The 16,030-nt window shown below is 73.0% G+C and carries 18 protein-coding genes; 8 read left to right on the top strand and 10 right to left on the bottom strand.

All coding sequences use genetic code 11. From position 1 onward, the window contains the following. Window positions 1-85: 85 nt before the first annotated feature. The 3 genes from FB454_RS19590 to FB454_RS19580 form a co-directional block, all read right to left on the bottom strand. Entirely contained in the window at window positions 86-1,234 is a 1,149-nt protein-coding gene (locus FB454_RS19590) for an Mrp/NBP35 family ATP-binding protein (protein ID WP_135243182.1), read from the bottom strand. 72 nt (window positions 1,235-1,306) lie between these two features. Next, on the bottom strand, window positions 1,307-1,915 hold the full coding sequence (locus FB454_RS19585; protein WP_135243183.1) for a DUF1003 domain-containing protein: 609 nt from the start codon (window positions 1,913-1,915) through the stop codon (window positions 1,307-1,309). After that, entirely contained in the window at window positions 1,908-3,194 is a 1,287-nt protein-coding gene (locus FB454_RS19580) for a magnesium transporter MgtE N-terminal domain-containing protein (protein ID WP_135243184.1), read from the bottom strand. Before FB454_RS19580 ends, FB454_RS19585 begins: the two co-directional genes overlap by 8 nt. 33 nt (window positions 3,195-3,227) lie before the next feature. Here FB454_RS19580 and FB454_RS19575 point away from each other — a divergent pair, with 33 nt between their 5' ends. Then, entirely contained in the window at window positions 3,228-4,097 is an 870-nt protein-coding gene (locus FB454_RS19575) for a PhzF family phenazine biosynthesis protein (RefSeq protein ID WP_145823274.1), read from the top strand. Between the two features lie 42 nt (window positions 4,098-4,139). Next, window positions 4,140-4,673: a hypothetical protein gene (locus FB454_RS19570; RefSeq protein ID WP_186461622.1), complete on the top strand. Its 534-nt coding sequence runs from the start codon at window positions 4,140-4,142 to the stop codon at window positions 4,671-4,673. A gap of 23 nt (window positions 4,674-4,696) precedes the next feature. Here the strand turns inward: FB454_RS19570 and FB454_RS19565 are convergent, their stop codons facing one another. Continuing rightward, on the bottom strand, window positions 4,697-5,392 hold the full coding sequence (locus tag FB454_RS19565; protein WP_030273651.1) for an HAD family hydrolase: 696 nt from the start codon (window positions 5,390-5,392) through the stop codon (window positions 4,697-4,699). 106 nt (window positions 5,393-5,498) lie between these two features. Here FB454_RS19565 and FB454_RS19560 point away from each other — a divergent pair, with 106 nt between their 5' ends. Both FB454_RS19560 and FB454_RS19555 read left to right on the top strand, forming a co-directional pair. After that, window positions 5,499-6,455, top strand: a complete 957-nt coding sequence (locus FB454_RS19560) for a DMT family transporter (RefSeq protein WP_145823272.1) — start codon at window positions 5,499-5,501, stop codon at window positions 6,453-6,455. A 66-nt stretch (window positions 6,456-6,521) separates the two neighbouring features. Further along, on the top strand, window positions 6,522-8,654 hold the full coding sequence (locus FB454_RS19555) for an APC family permease (protein ID WP_486481555.1): 2,133 nt from the start codon (window positions 6,522-6,524) through the stop codon (window positions 8,652-8,654). Window positions 8,655-8,656: 2 nt separating this feature from the next. Here the strand turns inward: FB454_RS19555 and FB454_RS19550 are convergent, their stop codons facing one another. Further along, on the bottom strand, window positions 8,657-8,944 hold the full coding sequence (locus tag FB454_RS19550) for a hypothetical protein (protein WP_145754521.1): 288 nt from the start codon (window positions 8,942-8,944) through the stop codon (window positions 8,657-8,659). An 18-nt stretch (window positions 8,945-8,962) separates the two neighbouring features. Beyond that, window positions 8,963-9,787, bottom strand: a complete 825-nt coding sequence (locus tag FB454_RS19545) for an SDR family NAD(P)-dependent oxidoreductase (protein ID WP_162881502.1) — start codon at window positions 9,785-9,787, stop codon at window positions 8,963-8,965. A 124-nt stretch (window positions 9,788-9,911) separates the two neighbouring features. Between FB454_RS19545 and FB454_RS19540 the strand changes: the two genes are divergently transcribed. After that, window positions 9,912-10,868, top strand: a complete 957-nt coding sequence (locus tag FB454_RS19540) for an HpcH/HpaI aldolase/citrate lyase family protein (RefSeq protein WP_013283881.1) — start codon at window positions 9,912-9,914, stop codon at window positions 10,866-10,868. Window positions 10,869-10,910: 42 nt separating this feature from the next. On the opposite strand, the gene FB454_RS19535 is transcribed toward FB454_RS19540, so the two are convergent. Then, window positions 10,911-11,465 (bottom strand): DUF4190 domain-containing protein, encoded by a 555-nt coding sequence (locus FB454_RS19535; protein ID WP_013283882.1) that lies wholly within the window; start codon window positions 11,463-11,465, stop codon window positions 10,911-10,913. Window positions 11,466-11,581: 116 nt separating this feature from the next. Between FB454_RS19535 and FB454_RS19530 the strand changes: the two genes are divergently transcribed. Then, window positions 11,582-12,472, top strand: a complete 891-nt coding sequence (locus FB454_RS19530; protein ID WP_145754516.1) for an SDR family NAD(P)-dependent oxidoreductase — start codon at window positions 11,582-11,584, stop codon at window positions 12,470-12,472. A 3-nt stretch (window positions 12,473-12,475) separates the two neighbouring features. Here the strand turns inward: FB454_RS19530 and FB454_RS19525 are convergent, their stop codons facing one another. Continuing rightward, on the bottom strand, window positions 12,476-12,883 hold the full coding sequence (locus tag FB454_RS19525) for a DUF4190 domain-containing protein (RefSeq protein ID WP_013283884.1): 408 nt from the start codon (window positions 12,881-12,883) through the stop codon (window positions 12,476-12,478). 172 nt (window positions 12,884-13,055) lie between these two features. On the opposite strand from FB454_RS19525, the gene FB454_RS19520 reads away from it, so the two are divergent. Beyond that, the gene (locus FB454_RS19520) at window positions 13,056-14,252 is read left to right on the top strand and encodes an acyl-CoA dehydrogenase family protein (protein ID WP_013283885.1); all 1,197 of its coding nucleotides are present in this window, start codon (window positions 13,056-13,058) and stop codon (window positions 14,250-14,252) included. A gap of 9 nt (window positions 14,253-14,261) precedes the next feature. Here FB454_RS19520 and FB454_RS19515 read toward each other — a convergent pair whose 3' ends face one another. Then, entirely contained in the window at window positions 14,262-14,915 is a 654-nt protein-coding gene (locus FB454_RS19515; protein ID WP_145754513.1) for a PH domain-containing protein, read from the bottom strand. Window positions 14,916-15,004: 89 nt separating this feature from the next. On the opposite strand from FB454_RS19515, the gene FB454_RS19510 reads away from it, so the two are divergent. Further along, a complete protein-coding gene (locus FB454_RS19510) occupies window positions 15,005-15,661 on the top strand; it encodes a TetR/AcrR family transcriptional regulator (RefSeq protein ID WP_013473901.1) in 657 nt (218 codons plus the stop codon). Here the strand turns inward: FB454_RS19510 and FB454_RS19505 are convergent. Further along, window positions 15,618-16,025 (bottom strand): CoA-binding protein, encoded by a 408-nt coding sequence (locus FB454_RS19505; protein ID WP_145754511.1) that lies wholly within the window; start codon window positions 16,023-16,025, stop codon window positions 15,618-15,620. The genes FB454_RS19510 and FB454_RS19505 overlap by 44 nt on opposite strands. Between the last annotated feature and the right edge of the window lie 5 nt (window positions 16,026-16,030).

Below are 16,030 nucleotides of genomic sequence, written 5' to 3'. Positions count from 1 at the left end.
GGGGACGGGACCGGCCCTGGGGACGGGACCGCCCCCTCCCGCGTGCGGCGGGAAGGGGCGGTGGGAAGGGAGCGGTGGGTGAGGGTCAGCGGCCGGCCGGCTTGAGGCCCAGGGGCTTGCCGAGCAGGGACTCGCGGCGGACGGCCAGGCGGTCGGCGACCTCGAACAGCGCCTTCGCGGCAGGGGCGTCCGGCTGCGCCAGCACGATCGGCTGACCGGCGTCGCCGCCCTCGCGGACCCGGGTGTCCAGCGGGATCTGCCCCAGCACCGGCACCTGCGCGCCGATCGTGCGGGTCAGCGACTCGGCCACCGCCGCGCCGCCACCGGCCCCGAAGACCTCCATCCGGGAGCCGTCCGGCATCTCCAGCCAGGACATGTTCTCGATCACGCCGACCACCCGCTGGTGGGTCTGCAGCGAGATCGCACCCGCCCGCTCGGCCACCTCGGCGGCGGCCGCCTGCGGCGTGGTGACGACAAGGATCTCCGCGTTCGGCAGCAACTGGGCCACCGAGATCGCGATGTCGCCGGTGCCCGGCGGCAGGTCGAGCAGCAGGACGTCCAGGTCACCCCAGTAGACGTCGGCGAGGAACTGCTGAAGCGCCCGGTGCAGCATCGGCCCGCGCCAGACCACTGCGGCGTTGCCGGGGGTGAACATGCCGATCGAGATGACCTTCACGCCGTGCGACTGCGGCGGCATGATCATGTCCTCGACGCGGGTCGGCGCGCCGTCGGCGCCGAGCATCCGGGGCACCGAGTGGCCGTAGATGTCCGCGTCCACCACGCCCACCGACAGGCCCCGCGAGGCCAGCGCGGCGGCCAGGTTGACGGTGACGCTGGACTTGCCGACACCGCCCTTGCCGCTGGCGACCGCGTAGACGCGGGTCCGCGAGCCGGGCTGGGCGAACGGGATCACCGGCTCGGCGGTGGCGCCGCCACCGCGCAGCTTCGACTGCAGCTCCTGGCGCTGCTCCGGGCTCATCACCCCGAAGATGATCTCGACGCCGCTCACGCCTGGTACGGCGCCCACGGCGGCGGTGATGTCATTGCGCAGCTTGTCCTTCAGCGGGCAGCCGGCCACGGTGAGCAGCAGCTCCACCCGGACCACGCCGTCCTCGCCGCGCTCGGCGGACTGGACCATGCCGAGTTCGGTGATCGGCCGGCGGATCTCCGGGTCGTTGACGGTGGCCAGGGCGGCCTGGATCGCGTCGGAGACGGTGCTGACGGGTGCTGACATGCCCGCAATGCTACGTCGCGGGTCATCGGCCACCGCCGCTGGCGGGGGCGGTGTGAGCGATTCGATGACCGCTCAGCCCTCGTAGCGGCCGCCTCGGGCGTAGTCGCCGTCCAGCTCGTCCCGGGGCTCGTCCAGCCGCTCGCCGCCGGCCGGCCGTCGGGCCTCCCGCTCCTGCTGCCGCCGCTCCAGCTTGCGCCGCCGCTCGGCCGCCTCGTCCAGCTCCTCACCGAGCCGGCTCAGCTCCGACCGGAGGAAGTCCCGGGTCGCCACCTCACCCATCGCGATCCGCAACGCGGCGATCTCCCGGGCCAGGTACTCCGTGTCCGCCTTCTGCATTGTCGCCCGCCGCCGGTCCTCCTCCATCGCGATCCGGTCCCGGTCCGCCTGCCGGTTCTGCGCGAGCAGGATCAACGGCGCCGCGTACGACGCCTGGAGCGAGAGGATCAAGGTCAGGAACGTGAAGGTGTACGGGTCGAAGCGCAGATTCGCCGGGGCCAGCGTGTTCCACAGGAACCAGGCCACCAGGATCAGCGTCATGTAGACGAGGAAGTTCGCCGTACCCATGCCCCGGGCGATGCCCTCGGCCCAGCGGCCGAACGTCTCCGCGTCGACGCGGGGCAGTTGCAGGCTCCGCGGGGCGCGCGGCTGGTCGAGCCGGTCGCCGCGTCGCTGATCACTCATCGTCGCCGTCCAGAGTGCCGTCGTCGGTGGCGGACGAGGTGGAGGCCGCGTCCCGGTCCCGCCAGTCCCGCGGCAGGGAGTGGTCCAGTACGTCGTCCACGGTCACCGCGCCGACGAGCCGGTTGTTCCGGTCCACCACCGGCATGCCGACCATGTCGTAGGTGGCCATCCGGCGGGTGATCTCGGGCAGCGGCGTCGACGTCCGCAGCGGGTCGATGTCGTTGACCACGATGCCGCCGAGCAGGTCGGCCGGAGGCTCGCGGAGCAGCCGCTGGAAGTGCACCATACCCAGGTAGCGGCCGGTCGGTGTGGTCAGTGGGGCGCGGGCCACGAAGACCTGGGCGGCCACCGTGGGGGACAGCTGCGCCTCGCGGATCCGGGCCAGCGCCTCGGCCACCGTGGCGTCCGGCGGCAGGATCACCGGCTCCGAGGTCATCACGCTGCCGGCGGTGCCGGACGCGTACCGCAGGAGCTGGCGTACCGGGTCGGCCTCGTCCGGCTCCATCAGGTCGAGCAGCACGTCCTGTTCCGGCGGGGGCAGCTCGTTGAGCAGGTCGGCGGCGTCGTCCGGCTCCATCTCCTCCAGCACGTCGGCGGCGCGTTGCCGGTCCAGTGCGGCCAGGATCTCCACCTGGTCGCGCTCGGGCAGCTCGCCCAGTACATCGGCCAGGCGTTCGTCGTCGAGTGCGGCGGCCACCTCGTTGCGCCGTGCGTCGGGCAGATCCTGGAGGGCGTTCGCCAGGTCGGCCGGGCGCATGTCCTCCAGGACGGCGAGCAGGTTCGCCGTACCCCGGTTGTCGCCGACCGCGCCCAGCCCGCGGACCCGGTCCCAGTCGACCTGGTGGAGGTGGCCGCGGCGGGTGAGCCGCCCGGTGTGCTCGCGGACGGCGACGCGGCTCAGCGCCCACTCGCCGCCGCGGCTGCACTCCATCGCCACGTCCACCACCGAGCCGGCCTGCCCGCTGTCGAGCTGGACCCGGCGGTCCAGCAGCTCCTGGAGCACCAGCAGCTCGTTCGGGCGCTTCTCGAAGCGGCGCAGGTTGAGCGTGCCGCTGCCGAGCACCACCGCGTCCGTGTCGATGGAGGTGATCCGGTTGATGGACAGGAAGATGCGCCGCCGCATCGGCATCTCGGCGACCAGACCGACCACCTCCGGCGGTCGCTGGGTCGCCCGCATCCGGGCCACCGCGTCGCGGACGCGGCCGACCTGGTCGCCGTTCGGGTCGAAAACGGCGACTCCGGCGAGTCGAGCGAGGTAGACCCGGTTCGGCGTGCTCACGGCCACCAGCCTAAGGGCCTAGTCTCTAACAACATGTCGACCTTGGGCTACGAGATCGTGGACGTCTTCACCGACCGCCCGTTCGCCGGCAACCCGCTGGCCGTGGTGTTCGGCGCGGAAGGGCTGGCCACCGAGCAGATGCAGGCGCTCGCGCTGGAGTTCAACCTGTCCGAGACGGTCTTCGTGCTGCCGCCGACGCAGGTGGGCGCCACCTACCGGGCCCGGATCTTCACCCCGGCCGACGAGCTGCCCTTCGCCGGGCACCCGAGCGTCGGCGCCGCGGTGACCGCGAGCCGGCGCGGCGTCTTCGGCGCCGGCCGGATCACCCAGGAGTGCGGCGCCGGCGTCCTGCCGATCGAGGTGACCGCCACCGGCGCGACGCTCACCGGCGGCACGCCCACGCTCGGCCCGGAACTCGACCCGGAGCCGCTGCTGGAGATGGTCGGCCTCACCGGCCCCGACCACGTCGGCCCGCCACCGCGGGTCGCCGGGTGCGGCCTCGAATTCCCCTATCTTCCGGTACGCCCGGACGCGGTGGCCCGGGCACGGTTGAACACGACGGCGGCGCAGCGGTACGGAGTGGAGCACGTCAGCCTATTCTCCTGGGAGCCCGGTTCGCAAACCGCACACGCCCGGGTCTTCGTGCCGGGGCTCGGCGTACCGGAGGACCCGGCGACCGGCTCGGCCGCCCTGGGACTGGGCGTGTGGCTGGTCGCCAGCGGCCTGCTGCCCGGCGAGGGCCGCGCGGAGTACACCGTCCGGCAGGGCATCGAGATCAACCGTCCGTCGACGCTCGCCTGCACGGTGACCGCGTCCGGCGGGCTGGCGGTGGGCGCCACCGTCTCCGGCCAGGTCATGCCGGTGGCCCGAGGCGAGATCACCGTCCCCCCGTTCATCGGCTGACCGCCCCGCCCGTGGCCCTCTCCGGGGTGGGGTGGGCGGGGGATGGGGCAGGATGGCGGGGTGAGTGACGAGGTGGACGAGCGGGTGACGCCGCCGCTCGTGGACGAGGCGGTGAAGAAGGCCGCGGTCTGCTGGGTGAGCACCGCCGGCGGCCCGGCGTACGCGCTGTGGTGCCTGCCGCTGGAGGGCACCCTGCTGGTGGTCACCGGCCCCGGCGAGCAGGCCGCACCCGGGCTGGCCGACAGCGACACGGCCGACGTGACGCTGCGCGGCGACCACGGCGGGCGGATCGTCAGCTGGCCGGCGCGGGTGACCCGGCTGCAACCGGGCACCGAGGAGTGGGACACCGTCGCGCCGCTGGTCGCGGCGAAGCGGCTCAACGCCTCCGGCTCCGCCGCCGAGTTGGTGGAGCGGTGGGCGGCACAGGGGTGCGCGCTGAACCGGCTCGCGCCCGCCGGCACCGCGGTGTCCGGCGCCGACCTGCCGGCCGGCTCGCTGAGCGAGCAGCCCCGACCGACCCCTGTGGTACGGGCCGTCCGCAAGCCGTTCCGCCTGCACCGCGTCCGCCGCCGCTGACCGCGCGAACCCGGCGGGCCGGGTCAGGCGACGGGGACCGGGTCGAGCAGGTCTAGCACGCCCCTCAGGGAGGTCAGCGACGGCCCGTCGAAACCGTGGTCGGCGTTGAGGACCACGTGGTCGGCGAGATCCGGTGCCGCCAACCGGGCGGCGCTCAGCCCTGCCCGCTCCGCGCCGGTCAGCTCCTGGCTGTCGCCGTCCCCGACGTAGAGGCAGTCGGCCGGGGCCTGGCCGAGCCGGTAACACGCGGCCAGGTAGAGCGCCGGGTCCGGCTTGCAGCGTCCGAGGCGTACCGAGAAGACCTGGGCGTCGAGCAGCGGCGCGACGGCGAGCTGCGGCAGGAACGCCGGTAGTTCGTGCGTGCAGTCGCTGACCAGCCCGGTACGGACGCCCCGGTGGCGCAACGCGGCCAGTACCGGCACCGCCTCGGCGCGTAGCCGGGTGTCCGCGCGTACTGCCCGGTGCCGGGTGGCGACGGCGGCGCGCACGGTCGCGTCGGACGGGTGGACGCCGAGCCGGGCGCACACCCAGCGCATCGTCGACTCGGCGTTCCCGAAGGAGCCGCTGGCCCGTTCGTAGAAGCTGCTGTCCAGCACCTCCACCAGGGCCTCGGTGGAGCAGCCGAGCATGTCGGCGGTGGCGCGGTGGGCGGCTCCGCGCCGCACACCGTGGGTCAGGGTGCCGAAGAAGTCGAACAGCACCGCCTGGAATCCGGGCATGAGGGAACGCCTCCGGACGTCGAGGGGGGATCGCCGGGACGCGCATGATCGTAACGGAGTGCTGACTTTCCGTGTCGGTCGGGTGTCCGTGTGAGGATTACCGTTCGTGCCGACCGTTCCGCATCGCCCGCCGCTCGACGCGCTGACGGTGGGCGCGCTCGCCCTGGCCGTCGCCTCGGTCTCGTCCTCGGCGCCGCTCGTGGCGTTCGCCGCCGCGTCGGCGCTGGCAGTGGCGTTCTGGCGTACCGCGTTGTCGGTGGCGGTCCTGGGCCCTGTCGCGTTGACCAGGAGGCGCGCCGAACTCCGGGCGCTGACAGTCGGGCCGGGCCGGCGCGAGGGGCTCTACTGCGTACTCTCCGGGGTCGCCCTGGCCGCCCACTTCGCCACCTGGATGCCGAGCGCGCAGCTCACCTCGGTGGCGGCCGCGACCGCGCTCGGGGCGACGCAGCCGGTGTGGCAGGGGCTGATCGCCCGCGGGCAGGGGCGGCGGCTGCCGACGGCGGTGTGGGCCGGAATCGCGGTGGCGGTGCTCGGCGCGGTGCTCGCCACCGGCGCCGACTTCGGCGTCTCCGGCCGGGCGTTCGCCGGCGACCTGCTCGCGGTGGTCGGCGGACTGTTCGCGGCCGTCTACACCGCCTTCGGCGAGCGGGCCCGGGCCAGCATCAGCACCACCACCTACACCACCGTCTGCTACGGCGTCTGCGCCGCGATCCTGCTCGTGGTGTGCCTGGTCGGCGGCGTACGCCTGCACGGCTTCGACGGCGCGACCTGGCTGGCGATCCTCGGCCTGGTGGCGGGCGCCCAGCTGCTCGGCCACTCGATGTTCAACTACGCCCTGCACCGGGTCTCCGCGACCACAGTCAGCGTGCTGATCCTGCTGGAGGCGCCCGGCGCGGCGCTGATCGGCTGGGTGTGGCTGGGGCAGTTGCCCCGGCCGCTGGCCCTGCCGGGCCTGGCGCTGCTGCTGGCCGGCGTTGCGGTGGTGGTGCTCGGCGGCGCGCGCGCCGGCCGTCGCGTCGCGCCGGTCGCGGCCCCCGCCGACCCGACGCCGCTCGGCGACTGAGCCGGTCGGGGCGAAGTCGCGCCGTTCCGGCCACCGGGCCGTCCGGTTTGCACGAAAGTGCTCAGGGTGGGGGCGGACCGGGACGACGCGGCGGAGGCGGGCACCGTCGTCACGCCCTCGGCCGAGTTCCCGCCGCTCGGCGACGAGGAACGGGCGGCGCTCGGCCGGATCGGTGAGCGCTGGCGCGGCCCGCGCCGCGCCGACGACCTGCCGGTCGACCCGACGCTCGGGCGGCACGACCGGCACCCGGCGCCCACCCGGTTCGGCCGGCTGGCGCCGATCGACATGTTCACGGTGGCGCAGCCGGACGAACTGGTCGCCACCGGTGCGGCCGACCTGCCCGGTGACCGGGCCGGCCGGACCGCCGCCCGGGTCCGCCGGGCCCTGCTCGGGCCGCCGCTGTCCAGCGCGTCGGTGCTCTACGAGCGGATGCGCAAACTCGTCGCGCTGCCGGTGCTCTCCTCCGACCTGCTCAGCTCCGTGGCGTACGGGCCGGAGGCGATGCTCGCCGTGCTGGTGCTGGCCGGGAGCGCCGCGCTCGGACTGGCCCTGCCGCTCGCCGCCGTGCTCGTGGTGCTGATGGTCGCCGTCGGCCTCTCCTACCGCCAGACCATCCCGGCCTATCCGCACGGCGCCGGCTCCTACATCGTCGCGGGGGACAACCTCGGGCGTACGCCGGGACTCGCCGCCGCGGCCGGGCTGATGCTCGACTACGTGCTGACCGTGTCCGTGTCGGTGGCGGCCGGGGTGCACGCGGTCACCTCGGCGCTACCCGGGCTCAGCTCGTGGGCGGTGCCGCTCGGGGTGCTGGTGATCGCGGTGCTGCTCGCCGGCAACCTGCGCGGCGTACGCACCGCGGGGAACATCTTCGTGCTGCCCACGTACGCGTTCGTGGTGGTGCTGCTCGCGGTGCTGGCTGTGGGTTACGCGAAGGCCGCGGCGCGGGGTTTCGCACCGGTGCCGCCGCCGTCGGTGCCCGCCGCCGAGGGCCTGAGCCTGCTGCTGGTGCTGCGGGCGTTCTCCTCCGGCGCGGTGTCGATGACCGGCATCGAGGCGGTCTCCAACGCGGTGCCCGCGTTCCGCCCGACCGAGTGGCGCAACGCCCGCACCACGCTCGGCTGGATGGTCGCCATGCTCGTCACGCTGTTCGCCGGCCTGGTCGGGCTGATCCACCTCGACGGCCTGGTGCCCCGGGCGGACGAGACGCTGCTGTCCCAACTCGGCCGGGTGACGTTCCCGAGCGGGCCCGGGTACGCGATCCTCCAGGCCACCACCGCGCTGATCCTGCTGCTCGCCGCGAACACGGCGTTCAACGACTTCCCCCGGCTGCTGTTCTTCATGGCCCGCGACGGGCACGCGCCGCGCCGGTTCCTGCACATGGGTGACCGGCTGGCGTTCAGCAACGGGCTGGTGGCGCTGGCGCTGACCGCAGCGGCGGTGTTCGTCGCGTTCGGCGGGCACACCGAGCGGCTGATCCCGCTGTACGCGGTGGGCGTGTTCCTCGCCTTCACGCTGTCCCAGACCGGGATGGTGGTGCACTGGCGGCGCCACCGGGGGCCGGGATGGCGCCGCCGGCTCGCCGTCAACGCGGCCGGGGCGGCGCTGTCCGGGCTGGTGCTGCTGACCGCGGCGGTCGCCAAGTTCACCGAGGGCGCCTGGGTGGTGGTGCTCGCCGTGCCGCTGCTCGTGCTGCTGTTCCGCCGGATCCACAGGCACTACGCCCGGCTGCACCACGCGCTGGCTCTGCATCCGCCGCCGTCCGCGCCGCCCGCCGAGGGCGACGAACTGCCCCAGCAGGTACGCCACCTGGTGGTCGTGCCGGTGGCCCGGCTGAACCGGGCGTCGCTGCGCGCGCTGGCGTACGCGACGTCACTCGGGCGGCCGACGCTCGCCGTGCACCTCGCTCCCGAGGAGGCCGAGGCGGACCGGTTCCGGGAACAGTGGCGGGCCTGGGGGGACCACCTGCGGCTGGAGACGATCGTGTCGCCGTACCGGTCGGTGATCGGGCCGCTGGCGCACTACCTGGAGGCGCTGCACGCCGCGAGCCCGGACCTGACGCTCACCGTGATCGTGCCGGAGGTGGTGCTGCGCCGGCGGCGGTACCGGCTGCTGCACAGCCGCGCCGAGCAGCGGCTACGGGTCGCGTTGCGCGCGCTGCCCGGCGTGGTGGTCACGAGCGTCCCGGTGCACGTGTCGTGACCTCAGACGTCGTGGACCTCCAGCACCCGGGTGGCGGGGGCCGCGTCGCCCAGCTCGGCGCGCAGCGCGACGCGCTCCGGGTCGACCAGGAACGCGTCGAGCCCGGCGCGGGCGGCGAACCGGATGACGTGCACCTCGGTCTCCCCGTCCCCGGTGCGCAGCCGCCGTTCCAACTCGCCGCCGTGCCGGCCGAGCAGCGCCAGCACCGCGTCCTCGTACCGCCGCCCGGCGTTCACGTCGGCGCTCAGGTCGACGAGCGCGACCAGCAGGACCGCTTGCTCCGTGGTCATGTGTTCCTCTCGGTTCCGTCAGGCGTCCAGCCCGAGCGCCTTCGCGCTGGCCGTCCAGAGCCGGGCGGCCAGCGCCGGGTCGGCGGCCTTGGGCCGGGGCCGGTGCGGCTTGCGGTCGGCGTAGTAGCCGCCGTCGATCAGCCGGGCCGGATCCTGGCAGGCGAGCCAGACGAGCGTCTCCGCGCCCTTCTCCGGGCTGCGGAACGGCAGCAGCCGCATGCCGAGCGCCACGATCCGGCTCTCGTTGCCGAAGCGGGTACGCACCACGCCGGGGTGGAACACGTGCGCCGGCACCTCCGGCCAGCGTCGCGCCGCCTCGGCGGTGAACAGGATGTTCGCCTGCTTGCTGGTGCCGTACGCGCGGAACGGCCGGTAGGAGCGCAACGCGGAGTTGAGGTCGTCCGGGTCCAGCACACCGCTGCGGTGCGCGTCCGATCCGGTGACCACCATCCGCCCGATCCGGTCCCGCAGCAGGTTGCTGAGCAGGAACGGGGCGAGGTGGTTGGCCTGCATGCTCAGCTCGAACCCGTCGACCGTGGTGATCGGTTCCAGCACGATCGCGCCGGCGTTGTTGGCGAGCACGTCGATCCGGTCGTACCGCTCGCGTAACCGCTCGGCGAGCCCGCGTACGTCGTCGAGCACCGCGAAGTCGGCGCGGAACAGCTCCGGCTGCTCGCCGCAGCACTCGCGGACCCGTTCGCCCGCGGCGCGCAGCCGGGCCGGGTCGCGGCCGACCAGCACCACCTGGTCACCGCGGCGCGCCAGTTCCTCCGCGGCAGCCAGCCCGATGCCGGAGCTGGCCCCGGTCAGCACCACGATCCGACGCTCAGTGAGATCTTCCACAGGTCCATTCACCCCGGTCACGGCACGAGGTTACCGTGGCGTCACCACGCCCTTTGGGATCGTTAAGTTCTCGAAATCCACCGCTGCGCCGGCACTCGCGCCGGACGCTGGAAGGAGCGCATCCATGACCGCTGTCGGTCGTCCCCGCCGATCCTGCCTGGCGGTACCCGGCTCCAGCGTCAAAATGCTCGGCAAGGCCCAGGGCCTCCCCGCCGACCAGGTCTTCCTGGACCTGGAGGACGCGGTCGCCCCGCTGGCCAAGCCGGACGCGCGCAAGAACATCGTGGCCGCGCTGAACGAGGGCGACTGGGCGGGCAAGACCCGCGTGGTCCGGGTCAACGACCTGACCACGCCGTGGACCTACCGGGACGTCATCGAGGTGGTCGAGGGCGCCGGGGCGAACCTGGACTGCATCATGCTGCCGAAGGTGCAGAACGCCGAGCAGGTGCACTGGCTGGACCTGCTGCTCACCCAGATCGAGAAGACGCTCGGCCTGGAGGTGGGCCGGATCGGCATCGAGGCACAGATCGAGAACGCGGCCGGGCTGGTGAACGTGGACGCCATCGCCGGCGCCTCGCCCCGGGTCGAGACGATCATCTTCGGCCCGGCCGACTTCATGGCCTCGATCAACATGAAGTCGCTGGTGGTCGGCGCGCTGATCCCGGACTACCCGGGCGACCCGTACCACTACATCCTCATGCGCATCCTGATGGCCGCGCGGATGCACGACAAGCAGGCCATCGACGGCCCGTTCCTGCAGATCCGGGACGTGGACGCGTTCCGCGAGGTGGCGAAGCGCTCGGCGGCGCTGGGCTTCGACGGCAAGTGGGTGCTGCACCCCGGCCAGATCGACGCCGCGAACGAGGTCTACTCCCCGGCGCAGGCCGACTACGACCACGCCGAGCTGATCCTCGACGCGTACGACTACTACACCTCGGAGGCGGGCGGGAAGCTCGGCGCGGTGATGCTCGGCGACGAGATGATCGACGAGGCGTCCCGCAAGATGGCGCTGGTGATCGCCGCCAAGGGACGCGCCGCCGGCATGTCCCGTACCTCCTCGTTCACCCCGCCCTCGGAGTGACCGGCCCGGGCCGCCCCGAGTTCGCGGGGCGGCCCGCCGAGTTCAGTAGGTCGTGCTGTCGTAGCCGGACGAGTCCTGGTTGGCCGCCCAGACAATGAAGATCACGATGGCGGCGGTGGCCAGCACGGCCAGCACGGTGGCGATCCAGCCGACGATGATGCCTGCGGTGGCGAAGCCCTCGCCGCCCTCGCCGCGCTCCCTGATCTGCTTACGGGACACGTGGCCGAGGATCGCGCCCACCACGCCGATGTAGCCGCCGAGGCCGTAACCGCAGAGGCCGAGCGCGCCGACGATCGAAATGACCATCGCGGCGATGGCCAGGCCGTTCTGCTTCGGTCCGGAGGGGTACCCGTATCCGGGATAACCACCCGGGGGCGGGTACGCGCCCGGCTGCGGATAGGCGCCCGGCGGGTAACCGGCCGCCGCGTACGGGTCGGCGGACTTCATGCCGGCGTACGGGTCGGCGGACGCGTACGGGTCCGCCGAGGTGGGCTGGGCCGGGATGGGATTGCCGGCCATCGGATCGGCCGGTGGGCTCGACTGCGGCCCGGCCGCCGAGGGGTCCTGCCAGCCACCGGACGGTGGGGGATAGGTCATCTGATCATCTCCAGGTACGTGGTCGCGCTCAGGGTAGCCACCTTGCGCGCGACACGGACGTCCCCTTTCCGGCCACCGCGTTGCCCGTGGGGTCGGCACGGGGCAGGATCCTCGGCATGGCACTTGACGCGCGTGGGGGTCGGTCGCGACGGGACATGAGCCGGCCGGGGTCGGTGCGGCGCCCGCGCGCCGGCGAGCCGGCCGGCACCGCCGACTCCGAACGGCCGGCGCCGCTGCCGGAACCGGCCACCATGCGCCTGGACGGCCGGGTCGCGCTGGTGACCGGCGCGGGCAGCCCGGACGGCATCGGGTACGCGACCGCGCGCCGGCTGTCCGACCTGGGCGCCCGGGTGGCGATCGTGTCCACCACGAGGCGCATCCACGAACGCGCGGGCGAGCTGGGCGTCACCGGTTTCGTCGCCGACCTCACCGACGAGTCGGAGGTGGGCGCGCTCGCCGACGCGGTGGCCGAGCAGCTCGGCGACGTCGAGGTGCTGGTGAACAACGCGGGCCTGGCCAGCCGGGCCAGCCCGGAGGTGCTGCGACCGGTGGCCCAGCTGACGTACGACGAGTGGCGCGGCGAGATCGACCGCAACCTGACCACCGCATTCCTGTGCAGCCGCGCGTTCATCGGCGGCATGGCCGAGCGGGGCTGGGGCCGGATCGTCAACCTGGCCGCCACCGCCGGGCCGGTCAACGCGCTGCCCACCGAGGCGGCCTACGCGGCGGCCAAGGCCGGTGTGGTCGGGCTGACCCGGGCGCTGGCGATGGAGATGATCGCCGACGGGGTGACGGTGAACGCGGTGGCGCCCGGAATCATCCACACCGCGGCGTCCACCATGGCCGAGATCAAGCAGGGCCTGGGTACGCCGGTCGGGCGTCCCGGCACGCCGGACGAGGTGGCCGCGGCCATCGCGTTCCTCTGCTCGCCGGCCGCGTCGTACATCACCGGGCAGATGCTCGTGGTCGACGGCGGCAACAGCGTCCGGGAGGCGCAGTTCCGCTGACTGTCAGTAGGTGCCGTTGTCGGAGTTGGCCCAGATCGCCAGCCCGATCCAGCCGCAGCAGACCAGCAGGCCGATCGCGGTGAAGATGTAGCTGAGGATCAGCCCCCAGTTGGCGAGCTGGTCGCCGTCCTCGCCGGTCTGCCGGATCTGCCGCTTGGCCAGGTGGCCGCAGACGATGCCGGCGGGCGCGAAGACGAACGCGAAGACGAGCGACAGGATGGCGAGCACGTTCGTGCCACGGGGGCCTGGTCCCGGCCCCTGGCCGGGCGGGCCGTACTGGCCGTAGGGCGGCTGCGGTGCGTACGGGGGTTGCTGGCCCCACTGCGGGTGCTGCTGGCCGTACTGCGGCTGCCCGTACGGCTGGCCGTGCGACGGCGGCTCGTACGGCGACGGTGGCTGCTCGTCGGTCACGGGCGCCCCTTTCCCCAGGTCGACGGCCCTTTCTCTTGCGGACGCTACCCGCAGCGGTGAACCTTTTCACAGCGGTTGTGTGGACTGGTCACCTTGGCGCGGCCGGTCGCGGGACCGATACTGACCGAGCGTTCAGTTACCCATGAGTAAGGCGCCGACCCCGGAGGCTGAGATGGCCCGACTCGCCCAGACACCCGGACTGACCGACGTGCAGCGGTCGATCCTGGAAACCGTCCGGGAGTTCGCCGACAAGGAGATCATCCCGCACGCGCAGCGGCTGGAGCACGCCGACGAGTACCCGAGCGACATCCTCGACGGGATGCGCGAGATGGGGCTGTTCGGCCTCACCATCGACGAGGAGTACGGCGGCCTGGGCGAGTCCCTGCTGACCTACGCGCTCGTGGTCGAGGAGCTGTCCCGGGGCTGGATGTCGATCTCCGGCATCGTCAACACCCACTTCATCGTGGCGTACCTGATCTCGCAGCACGGCTCGGCCGACCAGAAGGCCCGGCTGCTGCCCCGGATGGCCACCGGCGAGGTGCGGGGCGCGTTCTCGATGTCGGAGCCCGAGTGCGGCTCGGACGTCTCGGCGATCAAGTCGAAGGCCGTCCGCGACGGCGACAACTACGTCCTCAACGGCCAGAAGATGTGGCTGACCAACGGGGCGTACTCGTCGGTGGTGGCCACCCTGGTCAAGACCGACACCGGGGCCGACTCGGTCTACGGCAACATGAGCACCTTCCTGCTGGAGAAGGAGCCCGGCTTCGGCGAGACCGCGCCCGGCCTCACCATCCCCGGCAAGATCGACAAGATGGGCTACAAGGGCGTCGAGACCACCGAGATGGTGCTCGACGGCGTCACGGTGCCCGCCTCCGCCGTGCTCGGCGGCGAGGAGAAGGTCGGCCGCGGCTTCTACCAGATGATGGACGGCATCGAGGTCGGCCGCGTCAACGTCGCGGCCCGCGCCTGCGGCATCTCGATCCGGGCGTTCGAGCTGGCGGTCGCGTACGCCCAGCAGCGCCACACCTTCGGCCAGCCGCTCGCCAGGCACCAGGCCGTCGCGTTCAAGCTCGCCGAGATGGGTACGAAGATCGAGGCCGCGCACGCGCTCATGGTCAACGCGGCCCGGCTCAAGGACGCCGGCCAGCGCAACGACGTCGAGGCGGGCATGGCGAAGCTGCTCGCGTCCGAGTACTGCGCCGAGGTGGTGCAGGAGGCGTTCCGGATCCACGGCGGCTACGGCTACTCCAAGGAGTACGAGATCGAGCGCCTGATGCGCGAGGCGCCGTTCCTGCTGATCGGCGAGGGCACCTCGGAGATCCAGAAGACGATCATCTCGCGCGGTCTGCTCAAGCAGTACAAGCAGTAGGGGCCCGGCTCACCGCTCGGGCCGGCGCGCTGCCTGCTCGGCGGCGGGCAGGTGCCGCCGCGCGTGCTCGGCCAGCGCCGTCGGGTCGTCGGCGTACAGCCGGATCTCCCGTACCGGCTCGCTCGGCCCCTTCGGCAGCCGTACCGACAGCGGCTCGCGCAGCACCACGTCGACCGCCGTCTGGCTGCCGACGCCGAGGTTGAGCACCGCCGGGTCGTCCGCGTCGTACTGGACGGCCCGGCTGGACGGCAGTGACCGGCGGCGGACCGCCACCCGGGCGACCGCGCTCCACGGGATCGTGACGTCGACCGAGGTGCCGTTGCGCACCCGCAGGCCGGCGTCGTCGACGACGTGCGGATGGATCCGGAGGGCGGCCAGCAGCCCGATCATCCACAGCACACCCCAGACGCCGAGCGCGATCGCCGCGTGCCGCACTGTCGGCTGGTCGACCGTGTGCCGCAGGATCACGTCGAGGATCGGGATCTCGATCGTGGACAGGGCGATGAAGGCCAGCAGGATCGGCTGCACGCCGCCGACGTAGGCGTACGTCCCCGCGCCCGGGGCGACCGGATACGGGCGGCGCAGGATCCACCGGGTGAGGCTGCGCCACATGCCCCACTCGTACGCCACCGCACGCCGCGCCAGCCGGATCGCCCGTTCCATGACCGCACCCCCTCTTTTTCAATACAACTGCAATGTAAAACGCGTGTCGGCGGTGTGTCAATGCAGTCGTATTGTGAAACCATGGGGACATGCCGAAGCGGGTCGACCACCGGGAGCGTCGCGCGCTGATCGCCGACGCGCTGATGCGGGTCGCTGCCGAACAGGGCCTGGAGGCGGTCAGCCTGCGCCACGTGGCCGCCGCCGCCGAGGTCAGCACCGGGATGGTGCAGCACTACTTCCGCACCCGGGACGAGATGATGGTCTTCGCGCTCGCCGTGGTGCGCGAGCGCAACGAGGCCCGGGTCCGGAAGGCGGTCGAGCCGCTCGGCGCGACTCCGGCGCCCCGGGCGCTGCTGCGGGCCATGCTGGCCGAGCTGCTGCCGCTGGACGAGGACCGGCGGGCGGACGGGCGGGTGGCCCTGGCGTTCCTCGCGTACACCGCCGTCCGGCCGGCCGTGGCCGCCGCGCTGCACGACGAGACGGCCGCGCTGCTGGCCTTCGTGGCCGGGCAGATCGCCACCGGCTCACCGTTCGTCGCGGACGGCCGGGTGGACCCGGAACGGGCCGCGGTCGGGCTGCTCGCGGTGATGGAGGGTCTCGGCATCTACGTGCTCGGCGGTCACTACCCCCCGGAGACCGCGTTGGCCGCGCTCGACGCCCAGCTCGACCTGATCTTCGGGCCCGAGCCCCCGCCCGGAGCCGTCAGTCGCGACGGGTCAGGCCGGCGGCGGCCCGCTCGACGATGAGGCACTTGTCCTCGACGTAGTCGAGGCCGGCCTCCTCGGCGATCCGGCGCGCCTCGTCCGAGAAGATCCCGAGCTGCAACCACACCGCCGGGGCGCCGATCGCCACCGCCTGCCGCACCACGTCGACCGCGTCGCGGGCCGGGCGGAACACGTCGACCAGGTCGACCGGGTGCGGGATGTCGGCGAGCGCCGGGTACGCCTTCTCGCCGAACAGCTCGTCCACAGTCGGGTTGACCGGGATGATCCGCCACCCGTGCCGCTGCATCTCCAGCGGTACGCGGTGCGCGGCCTTGCCCGGATCACGGGAGGCGCCCACGACGGCGATCACGGCGGAGTCGGCGAGGATCTGCTGAGCGGAACGCATTCCCC

It is taken from the genome of Micromonospora sp. CNZ297 (assembly GCF_007827625.1).
Note: the sequence above shows the minus strand (reverse complement) of the source record. Positions and strands in the feature narration are given on the sequence as shown.